Source organism: Saccharothrix longispora (genome assembly GCF_031455225.1).
Classification (GTDB): domain Bacteria; phylum Actinomycetota; class Actinomycetes; order Mycobacteriales; family Pseudonocardiaceae; genus Actinosynnema; species Actinosynnema longispora.
The window spans coordinates 1,764,270-1,776,061 of record NZ_JAVDSG010000001.1 but is presented as its reverse complement, the minus strand read 5'-3'; the positions used below and the strand labels follow the sequence as shown (position 1 = coordinate 1,776,061).

General features: G+C 78.2%; 1 protein-coding gene (only partly in view). It reads right to left on the bottom strand.

Going from position 1 to position 11,792, the window contains the following annotated elements:
• Positions 1-18: 18 nt before the first annotated feature.
• A protein-coding gene (locus J2S66_RS07650) for a type I polyketide synthase (RefSeq protein ID WP_310305565.1) crosses the window boundary here: on the bottom strand, positions 19-11,792 show its final stretch. The gene runs 17,260 nt beyond the window's last position; 11,774 of the gene's 29,034 nt are visible here — the last part of the coding sequence; the start codon falls outside the window, past its right edge; it ends in the stop codon at positions 19-21.

Here is an 11,792-nt window from a genome sequence, read left to right as displayed (position 1 = left end):
CTTCACTGGCCACGGCGGTCACTTCCCGAGTTCGTCGTCGAGCAGGTCGAACAGTTCCTCGGCGGTCGCCGAGTCGAGCGCGGGCGCGGTGTCGGCGGGGCGCTCGTCCGCGTCCCAGGCCCGCACGAGCGAACGCAGCCGCACCGAGATCGCGGCGCGCTCGCCCTCGGGCGCCGCGGCCAGCAGCCGCTCCACCCGGGCGAGTTCGGCGTGCAGGTCCACCTCGGCCCCGCCGAGCAGCGAGACCAGGTGGTCGGCCACCGCCCGGGGCGTCGGGTGGTCGAAGATCAGCGTGGCGGGCAGGTCCGCGCGGACGCGGGTGCCGAGCAGGTTGCGGAACTCGACCGCGATCAGCGAGTCGAACCCGAGGTCCTTGAACGCCACGGTCGGGTCGGGTTCCTCGCCGGCCTGGTGCCCGGACACCTGCGCCGTGGTGGCGAGGACGAGTTCCAGCAGCAGCCTGCCCCGGGTCGCCGGGTCGGCCGCGGCCAGCCGGTCGTGCCAGGTGTCCGGCTCGGCGGCGGCCGGCAGCGACCGGGCCTGTGGAATGCCGGTGAGCAGCGGCGACGGGCGGGCCGCGGTGAAGCCGGGCGCGAAGCGCGCCCAGTCCACCTCGGTCACCACCGCGGTGGCGGCGTCGCGTTCCACGGCGTGCCACAGGGCGGCGACGGCGCGCTCCGGGTCCAGCGGGGTGAACCCGCTGCGCCGCAGCCGGTCCGCCGCGCCGGGGTCGCGCGCCATGCCGGCCTCGGCCCACGGCCCCCACGCGATCGAGGTCGCGGGCAGGCCCTCGGCGCGCCGCCGCTCGGCGAGCGCGTCGACGAAGGCGTTGGCGGCGGCGTAGTTGCCCTGCCCCGCCGCGCCGACCGCGCCGGCGAAGGAGGAGAACACCACGAACGCGTCGAGCGGCACGTCCCGGGTCAGCTCGTGCAGGTTCTCCGCGCCCCGCGCCTTGGCGCGCAGGACCGCGTCGAACCGCTCCGGCGCGAGGGTCTCCACCACGCCGTCGTCGAGGACGCCGGCCGCGTGCACCACGGCGGTCAGGTCGGGCACGTCCGCCAGCACGGCGGCCAGCGCGTCCCGGTCGGCGACGTCGCAGGCGGCGAAGGTGGTCCCCGCGCCCAGGTCCGCCAGCTCGGTGCGCAGTGCGGCCGCGCCGTCCGAGCGCTCACCGCGCCGGCCGACGAGCACGACGTGCCGCGCGCCGGCCTCGGCGACGGCCCGCGCGACCCGGCGGCCGAGCGCGCCCGTGCCGCCGGTGACCAGCACCGTGCCGGAGGGGCGCCACGTCCGGGTGGCCGGACCACCGGGCGCGGGCGCCAAGCGGCGGGCCGCGACGCCCGTCGGGCGCACGGCGACCTGGTCCTCCGCGCGTCCGGCGAGGACGCCGGCGAGCCGTTCGGCGGACCGGGCGTCGAGTACCGGCGGCAGGTCCACGAGACCGCCCCACAGGCCGGGGTGCTCCAGCGCCACGACCCGGCCGAGGCCCCACACCGCCGCCTGAGCGGGGTCGGGCCGCTCGCCGGCGACCGCCGGCACCGCGCCGCGGGTGAGCACCCACAGCGGTCCGGCGGTCCCGGTGTCCCCCAGCGCCTGCACCAGGCCGGCGGTCGAGACCAGGTTGCGGTGGGCGTCGGTCCCCGCGGAGGCCAGGGAGACGACGCCGGCCGGGGTGGTGTCCCCCAAGACCTCGCGCAACCGCACGGCCACCGCCGCGCGGTCCGCGCCCGCCGGCACGGGCAGGTGCACGACGGCCGCGCCGTGCGCGGCCAGGGCCGCGGCGACCGCCTCGTCCTGCGCGGCGGGGTCCTGCGCGGCGGGGTCCTGCGCGGTCACCAGCAGCCAGGTGCCCGACAGCAGCGCCTGCCGGTCGGCGACCGGCTCCCAGGTGGCCCGGTAGCGCCACGCGTCCAACTCGGCCGCCTCCCGCGACTTCCTGCGCCACGCCGACAGGGCGGGCAGCACGCCCGCGAGGGCCGCGTCGCCGCCCAGGTCGAGCGCGGTCGCCACGGCGTCGGTGTCGGCCCGGTCGACCGCCGCCCAGAACTCCGCCTCGGCGGGGTCGGCGGACGCGGGCGCGGCGGCGGCCGGTTCGGGCCAGAAGCGCCGCCGCTGGAACGCGTAGGTGGGCAGGTCGACGTGCGCGGAGCGCGTCCCGAACCAGCCCGTCCAGTCCACCGCCGAGCCCGAGACGTGCAGGCGGGCCACGGCGGCGGCCAGCGCGGCTGCCTCGTCCCGGTCGGCCCGGGTCAGGGCGACGACCACGCGGTCCGCGACCACCTCGGCGGCCAGCGCGCCGAGCACGCCGTCCGGGCCGATCTCGACCAGGGTGGCCGCCCGCAGCCCGGCGACGGCGTCGGCGAACCGGACCGGCATCCGCACCTGGTCCACCCAGTAGTCCGGGGTGTCGATGCCGTGACCGCTCGGCGCGGTGGTCACGACGGGGATCCGTGGCGGGGCGAACGCGACGTCCGCGAGCACCGCCCGGAAGCCCGCGAGCACCGGGTCCGTGCGGTGCGAGTGGAAGGCGTGCGACACGACCAGCCGCTTGGTCCGCGCGAAGTGCGCGGCGACCGCGTCCACGGCGTCCTCGTCACCGGACACGACCACGGCGGACGGCCCGTTGACGGCGGCGATCGACGCGCCCTCGCCGAGCAGCGGCAGCACGTCGGCCTCCGCCGCCCGAATGGCGACCATCGCGCCGCCCTCGGGCAGCCCCTGCATCAGCCGCCCGCGCGCGGCGACCAGCCGGCAGGCGTCGGCCAGCGAGAACACCCCGGCGACGTGCGCCGCCGCGATCTCGCCGACGGAGTGGCCGACCAGCGCCTCGGGCCGCAGGCCCAGGGACTCGGCCAGCCGGAACAGCGCCACCTCGAACGCGAACAGCGCGGGCTGGGTGAACTCGGTGCGGTGCACCAGGTCCGAGCCCACGACCTCGTCCAGCGGCCGGGACAGGTGCGGGTCCAGCGCGGACCGCACCTCGTCCCACGCGGCGGCGAACACCGGGAACGCGGCCCGCAGGCCGGTGCCCATGCCGACGCGCTGCGCGCCCTGGCCGGTGAACAGGAACGCCGTGCCGGCGGGTTCGCGGACCACGCCCTCGACGACCGACGCGGACGGCTCGCCGGCCGCCAGCGACCGCAGCCCGGCGGCCCAGTCGTCGCCGTGCACCACGGCCCGGTGGTCGAACGCGGTGCGCGCGGTGGCCAGCGCGAACCCGACGTCCGCCGGGTCGACGTCGTCGGTGAGGCGCGCGAGCAGGCGGGCGGCCTGGTCGCGCAGGGCCGCCGGGGTCGTCGCCGACAGCGGCAGCAGCACCGGGCGGGCCCCGGTGGCGCCCGCGACCCCGGCGGGTTCGTCGGTGGTCGTCCCGACCGCGGGGGCCTGCTCGACGATGAGGTGCGCGTTGGTGCCGCTGATGCCGAACGACGACACGCCCGCCCGGCGCGGGCGCCCGCCCTCGGGCCACGGCCGCGCCGAGGTGAGCACCTCCACCGCGCCGCTCGACCAGTCGACGTGCGGCGACGGCTCGGTCACGTGCAGCGTGCGGGGCAGCAGCCCGTGGCGCAGGGCCAGCACGACCTTCAGCACGCCCGCCGCGCCGGCCGCCGCCTGGGTGTGGCCGAGGTTGGACTTGACCGAGCCGACCAGCAGCGGCTCGTCGCGGTCCTGCCCGTAGGCGGCGAGCAGCGCGCCCGCCTCGATCGGGTCGCCCAGGGACGTGCCCGTGCCGTGCGCCTCCACCGCGTCCACGTCGGACGGTCGCAGGCCGGCGTCGGCCAGCGCCGCGCGGATGACCCGCTGCTGGGAGCGGCCGTTGGGGGCGGTCAGGCCGTTGGACGCGCCGTCGGAGTTCACCGCGGAACCCCGGATCACGGCCAGCACCCGGTGCCCGTTGCGCAGGGCGTCGGACAGCCTCTCCAGCACCACGGTGCCCGCGCCGTCGGAGAACGTCGCCCCGTCGGCGTCGGCGGAGAACGCCTTGCAGCGCCCGTCCGGGGCCAGCCCGCCCTGCCGGGCGAACTCGCCGAACACGCCGGGCGTCGCCATCACGGTCACGCCGCCGGCCAGCGCCAGCGTCGACTCGCCGGACCGCAGCGACCGGACCGCCATGTGCATGGCGACGAGCGCCGACGAGCAGGCGGTGTCGACCGTGACGGCAGGCCCCTCCAGGCCGAACGCGTAGGCCACCCGGCCGGACAGGACGCTGGCGTTGTTGCCGACGCCCGCGTGCCCGCCGAGGTCGGCGTCCGAGTCGCGCAGCAGCGTGGCGTAGTCCTGGCCGTTGGTGCCGGCGAACACGCCGGTCCGGGTGCCGCGCAGGGTCTCCGGGACGATCCCGGCGTCCTCGAACGCCTCCCAGGAGGTCTCCAGCAGCAGGCGCTGCTGCGGGTCCATGGCCAGCGCCTCGCGCGGCGAGATGCCGAAGAAGGCCGGGTCGAACTCGGCCGCCTCCCGCACGAAACCTCCAGCCAGCGCGTACACCCGACCAGTGTCGTCAAGCTGGGAGTAGGCAATTCCCTCGACTTTCCAGCCGCGGTCGGCCGGCGGGCCGGTGATCGCGTCGCCGCCCGAGGCCAGCAGGTCCCACAGCTGGGCGGGGTTCGACACCCCGCCGGGGAACCGGCAGGCCATGCCGACGATGGCGATCGGCTCGCCGTCGGCGGCGGCGACCGCGGCGCCCTCCCGGTCCGCGCCGGAGCCGGTCAGCTCGGCGACGACGTGCTCGGCCAGGGCCTGCGGGGTGGTGTGGTCGAACACGACGGTCGTGGCCAGCCGCAGGCCGGTGGCCGCGTTGAGCAGGTTGCGCAGTTCCAGCGCGGTCACCGAGTCGGTGCCCAGGTCGCGGAACGGGGTGCGCGGCTGCACGTCGGCCGCCGAGCCGAAGCCCAGGGTGGCGGCCACCCGGTCGCGCACCAGGGCCAGCGCGGCGGGCACCCGCTCGGCGGCGGGCAGCGCGGTCAGGGTGGCGGCGAACCCGGCGTCGTCGGGCGCGGGGGCGACGCGGGCGGCGAGCGCCCGCACCTCGGGCAGGTCGGCCACGAACGGGCTGGGCCTGCTCGCGGTGAACGCGACGCCGAAGCGCTCCCACTCGACGTCGGCGACGGCGAGCGCCGGGCGCGTGCCCGCCATCGCGGTGCGCAGCGCGACGACCGCGACGTCCGGGTCCATCTCGACGAACCCGTGCCGCCGGGCCGTGCGCCCCACCTCGCCCTCGGCCATGCCGCCCTCGCCCCACGGCCCCCACGCCACGGACAGCGCGGGCAGCCCGAGGGCGGCCCGGTGCTCGGCGAGGGCGTCGAGGTAGGCGTTGCCGGGCGCGTAGTTGCCCTGGCCGGGCACGCCGAACACGCCCGCGATGGACGCGAACAGCACGAACGACGTCAGGTCGCGGTCGCGGGTCAGCTCGTGCAGGTGCCACGCGCCCAGCGCCTTGACGGCCAGCACCTCGTCCACCCGCTCGGGGGTGAGGGCGTCGACCATCGCGTCGTCGAGGGCGGCGGCGGTGTGCACGACGTCGGTCAGCGGGCAGTCGTCGCCGATCCCGTCGAGCACGGCGGCGAGCCGGGTGCGGTCGGACACGTCGCACGCGACGATCGTGACGCGCGCGCCCAGCGCCTCCAGGTCGGCCCGCAGCTCGTCCGCACCGGGCGCGTCGGGGCCGCGGCGGCTGGTGAGCACCAGGTGCCGGGCGCCCTCGCCGGCCAGCCAGCGGGCTACGTGCGCGCCGAGGGCGCCGGTGCCGCCGGTGACCAGGGCGGTGGCGGGCGGTTCGGCCCGCTCGGTGACCCGCACGGGCGGCGCGTGCTCGAAGCGGCGGCCGTGCGGGCCGGTGCGGCGCAGCGCCACCTGGTCCTCGCCGGACGAGCCGTCCAGCACGGCGGCCAGGTCCCGGTGGTCGAGGTCGGCGGCGTCGGCGGGCAGGTCGAGCAGGCCGCCCCAGCGCTCGGGGTGCTCCAGCGCGACGACCCGGCCGAGGCCCCACACGGCGGCCTGGGCGGGGTGCCCGGCCCGTTCGGCGGGGGTCACGGCGTGGGCGGCGCGGGTGGCGCACCACAGCGGCGCGGTGATCCCGGCGTCGCCGAGGGCCTGGACGAGCGCGAGCGTGGCGGCCAGGCCGCGCGCGGCGCCCGTGCGGTAGGGGCGCTCGTCCGCGCCGAGCAGCGAGAGCACCCCGGCGTACCGGCCGGCCGGGAGCGCGGCGGCGTACCCCGCGCGGTCGGGCGCGGCGGTGTCCAGCGCGACGACCGCGCCGGCGGGGGCGACGCGCGCCGTCCACGCCGGGTCGGGGTCGTCGGCCGGCACCAGCACGAGCCAGTCGCCCGACAGCGGCGGCGCGTCCACCCGCGGCACGGGCCGCCAGGCGACCCGGTAGAGCCAGTTGTCGCCGGCCTCGCCGGGGCGCGCCAGCAGCGCCAGCGCGTCGCCGACGGACATCTCCGGGTCGAGGCCGGCGAGGAAGCCGTCGTCGACCTTCGACGCGGTCGGCTCGGGCATCGGCGGCCAGAACCGCTCGTGCTGGAACGCGTAGGTCGGCAGGGCGGCGGGTGCGACGCCCTCGCACAGCACCTCCCAGCGCACCGGCACGCCCGCCACCCACGCCTCGGCCACCGACCGCAGCAACCGGTCCGCACCACCCTCGCCGCGGCGCAGCGACCCCACCACCACGGCGTCGTCGCCGACGATGTCGCGCACGCTCATCGACAGCACCGGGTGTGGCCCGACCTCGACGAACACGTCCGCGCCCGCGTCGGCCGCGGCCCGTGCCGCGCCCGCGAAGTCGACCCGTTCCCGCAGGCTGCGGAACCAGTAGCCCGCGTCCAGGTCGGCCGTGTCGACCGCCGCGCCGCGCAGCCCCGAGTAGAACCCGGTGGGCACCGACACCGGCGCGACGCCGGCGAGGTCGGCCAGCACCCGCTCCTCGACCGCGTCCACGCCGGCCCAGTGCGAGGCGTAGCCGACGGGGATGCGGCGCGCCCGGACCTCCCGCGCCACCAGGTCGGCGACCAGGTCGTCCAGCGCGTCCACGTCGCCGGACAGCACGACGGCGCGCGGCCCGTTGACCGCCGCGACGACGGCGCGGCCGGCGAAGCGCTCCAGCAGCGGCTCCACCTCGCCCCGGGACAGCGCGACCGACGCCATGCCGCCGCGCCCCTCCAGCACCTCGGCGATGGCCCGGCTGCGCAGCACGACGACGCGGACGGCGTCCTCCAGGGACAGCGCGCCGGACGCGCAGGCCGCGGCGATCTCGCCCTGCGAGTGCCCGACGACGCCCGCCGGCTCGACGCCCAGCGCGCGCCAGGTGTGCGCGAGCGACACCATCACCGCGAACAGCGCGGGCTGCACCACGTCCACCCGCTCCAGCGCGTCGGCGTCGCCCAGCACGTCGAACAGCGACCACGGCACGAGCGCGGACAGCGCCGCGTCGACCTCGTGCATCCGGTCGGCGAACTCGGGCGAGCCGGCGACCAGCTCGCGGGCCATCCCGACCCACTGCCCGCCCTGGCCGGGGAACACGAACACGACTGGTCCGCGGTCGGCGGCCGTCCCCCGCACGAGACCGGGGTGCGACTCGCCGCGGGCCAGCGCGGCGAGCGCGCCCGCCCGGTCGTCGCCGAGCACGACGGCCCGGTGGTCGAACCGGGTGCGGCGCAGCAGGGCCGCGCCGACCGCCGCCGGGTCGTGGTCGTCCAGGTGGGCGGCCAGCCGGGCGGCCTGGGCGCGCAGCGCGGCCTCGGTGCGGCCGGACAGCACCCACGGCACCGCGCCGTCGACCGGTGCTTCGAGGTCCGGCAGCGCGAGGGGCCCGGCGGGCGGGGCCTGCTCCAGCACGGTGTGCGCGTTGGTGCCGCTGATGCCGAACGACGACACGGCGGCACGGCGCACGCGACCGGCGTCCGGCCACGGCACGTTCTCCGCCGCCAGCTCGACCGCGCCGGTGGACCAGTCGACCTCGCCCGTGGGCTCGGTGACGTGCAGGGTGCGGGGCACAACGCCGTGCCGCATCGCCTCGACCACCTTGATGATCCCGGCGACACCGGCGGCGGCCTGCGCGTGCCCGATGTTCGACTTGACCGACCCCAGCAGCAGCGGGGTCTGCCGGTCGCGGCCGTAGGTGGCCAGCAGCGCCTGCGCCTCGATGGGGTCGCCCAGCGGGGTGCCGGTGCCGTGCGCCTCCACCACGTCCACCTCGGACGGACGTAGCCCCGCGTTGGCCAGCGCGGCCCGGATCACCCGCTGCTGCGACGGACCGTTCGGCGCGGTCAGACCGTTCGACGCACCGTCCTGGTTCACGGCCGAACCACGCACCACCGCCAGCACCTCGTGACCGTTGCGACGCGCGTCGGACAGCCGTTCGAGCACCAGCACGCCCACGCCCTCGGCCCACGCGGTGCCGTCGGCGTCGGCCGAGAACGCCTTGCAGCGCCCGTCCGGGGCCAGCCCGCCCTGCCGGGAGAACGTGACGAACCCCAGCGGCGTCGACATCACCGTGACGCCGCCGGCCAGCGCCAGCGAGCACTCGCCCGAGCGCAGCGACTGCGCCGCGAGGTGCAGCGCCACCAGCGACGACGAGCACGCCGTGTCCACCGTGACGGCCGGGCCGACCAGGCCTAGCGCGTAGGACAGCCGGCCGGACAGCACGCTGCCCGCGTTGCCGGTGTTGAGGTGTGCGGCCACGTCGATGCCGGAGTGCAGCAGCACGCCCGCGTAGTCCTGGCCGCCCGCGCCGACGAACACGCCGACGTCGTCGCCGCGCAGCCCGACCGGGTCGATCCCGGCGGTCTCCAGCGACTCCCACGCGGTCTCCAGCAGCAGGCGCTGCTGCGGGTCCATCGCCAGGGCCTCGCGCGGGGCGATGCCGAAGAAGCCGGCGTCGAAGTCGGCCGCGTCGCGCAGGAACCCGCCGGCGCGCACGAACTCCGGCTCGTCCGGGTCGCGCAGCTCGGGGACGTCCCAGCCGCGGTCGGCCGGGAAGCCGGTGATGGCGTCCACGCCGTCGGAGACCAGTCGCCACAGGTCCTCGGGCGAGCGCACACCGCCCGGGTAGCGGCAGCCCATGCCCACGATCACGACCGGGTCGTCCGCCTGCTCGGCGGTCCTCGGCGTCGCGTCGAGCAGGACGGGTGCGCTGCCGCCGATCTCGGCCGCCAGGTGCCCGGCCAGCGCGCGGGGCGTCGGGTGGTCGAACACCAGCGTCGACGGCAGGGTCAGGCCGGTGGCCGCGTCGAGCCGGTTGCGCAGCTCCACGCCGGTCAGCGAGTCGAACCCGAGGTCGCGGAACGCGCGGTCCGCGCCGACCACCGTGCCGGGGTGGCCGAGGACGGCGGCGACGTGCCCGCGCACCGCCTCCAGCAGCGCGGCGACCAGGTCGGGGCCGGAGAGGCCGGCGAACGCGGCGCGGTCGGCGTGCGCGGCGGCCGTGCGGCGGACGACCGCCGGGGCCAGGGCGCGCAGCAGCGGCGGCACGCTCGGCAGGGTGCGCAGCGTGCGCACCGCGAACTCCTGCGCCACCACCGCCGGGTCGCCGGCGGTCAGGGCCGCGTCGAACCAGGCCAGGCCGCGCTCGCGGGTCATCGGCGGCATCCCGGCGCGGGCCAGCCGCTGCCGGTCGGCGGCCGACATGCCGCCCGCCATGCCGGCCGGCAGCGCCCACGCGCCCCAGGCGATCGACACGACGGGTTTGCCCTCGGCGCGGCGGTGCGCGGCGAGGGCGTCCACGAAGGCGTTGCCGGCGGCGTAGTTGGCCTGCCCGGCCGCGCCGAGCACCCCGGCCAGCGAGGAGAACAGCACGAGGGGCGTGTCGGGCAGCAGCTCGTGCAGGTGCCACGCGCCGTCGGCCTTGGGCCGCATGGCGGTGGCCAGCCGCTCGGGGGTCTGCGCGGCGATCACGCCGTCGTCCAGCACGCCGGCGGCGTGCACCACGCCCGTCAGGCCGGGCACGTCCGCCAGCACGGCGGCGAGCCGGTCCCGGTCGGCCACGTCGCACGCGGTGACGACGACCCGCGCGCCCGCGGCGGTCAGCTCGGCCACGGCCTCGGCGACGCCCGGCGCGTCCGCTCCCCGGCGTCCGGTGAGGACCAGGTCACGGACGCCGTGCGCGGTGACGAGGTGGTGGGCGAGGACGAGGCCGAGCCCGCCCGTGCCGCCGGTGACGAGGACGGTGTCGCCCAGGTCCAGCGCCTTCCCCGGCGTGCCGGCGCGGACCAGGCGGGCCGCGCCCGGGACGCCGCCGCGCAGCGCGAGCTGCGGTTCGCCGGTGGCGACGGCGGCGGGCAGCAGGTCGGCGGGCCCGTCGAGGTCGACCAGCGCGAGCCGGTCGGGCGCCTCGGTCTGCGCGGACCGCACCAGGCCCCACACGCCGGCCTCGGCCGGTCCGGTGCCCCGGGTGACCAGGGCGAGTCGTGCGCCGCGCGGCGCCTCGGCGAGCCAGGTGCGCACCGCGTCGAGCGCGGTCGCGGCGGCCTGCCGGGCGGCGGTGGCGGGGTCATCGCCCTCCGGCACGACCGGCAGCACGGTCACGTCGGGCGCGCCGGCGGCCAGCACCGCCGCCACGTCGGGGTGGCGCGTCGCGCCCGGCACGTCGACCACGTCGCCGACGACCGCGGCGGACACGGCACCGGCTGCCGGTTCGACCGCGTGCCACTCGACGCGCATCAGGCCGGAGTCGTCCGGCGCGACCACGTCGGCGAGGCTGCGCACGGTCAGCCGACCCGCGGTGAGCACGGGCGCGCCGGTCGGGTCGACGACGGTGATGGCGACGCTGTCCGGACCGGTCGGCGTGATCCGGGCGCGCACGGAGGTCGCACCCGCGGCGTGCAGGCGCAGGTCGGCCCACGCGAACGGCAGCCTGCCCTCGTCGCCGCCCATCGAGCTGGCGCTGAGCGCCTGCACGACGGCGTCGAGCAGCGCGGGGTGCAGGCCGAAGCCGTCGGCGGTGCGCGCGTCGCCGGGCAGCACGACCTCGGCGAAGACCTCGCCGTCGCGCCGCCACAGCGACCGCAGGCCGCGGAACAGCGGGCCGTACTCCCCACCCGCGCCGCGCGTGACGTCGGCGTGGAAGTCCTCCACCGACAGCTGCTCCGCGCCGGCGGGCGGCCACTCGACGCCCTGCTCGGGCGCGGGCTCGACCAGGGCGGTGAGCACACCGGTGGCGTGCAGCGACCAGTCGCCCCCGTCCTCCCGCCGGGAGTGGACGGTGACGGCGCGCGCGCCCGGCGCGCCCTGGTCGTCGACGCGCACCTGAAGGGTGACGCCGCCGGACTCGGGCACGACGAGCGGCGCGACGAGCATCAACTCCCGCACGCCGCCGAAGCCCACCTCGTCGCCCGCGCGGACGGCCAGTTCCACGAACACCGACCCGGGCAGCACGGCCAGGCCGCCCATCCGGTGCTCGGCGAGCCACGGGTGCGAGGACAGCGACAGGCGGGCGGTGAACACGTGGCTGTCGGAGTCGGCCAGGCCCACGGCGGCGGCGAGCAGCGCGTGACCGGTGGGCTCGACGCCCGCCGCGGCGAGGTCGAGGCCCGCCCCGGTGACGACCGGCCAGAACCGGCGGCGGCGGAACGCGGTGGTGGGCAGCGCGACCCGGCGTGCGCCGGGGGTCGGCGCGGTCAGGTCGACGGGCGCGCCGGCGGCGTGCAGGCGGCCCAGGGCGGTGACGGCGGCGGTCGGCTCGTCGTCGCCGCGCAGCAGCGGGACGGCCACGACGTCGGCGTTCTCGCGCACGGCGGCGGACAACGCCGCGCCGGGCCCCACCTCCAGCACGATCGAGACGCCGCGCTCCGCCAGGG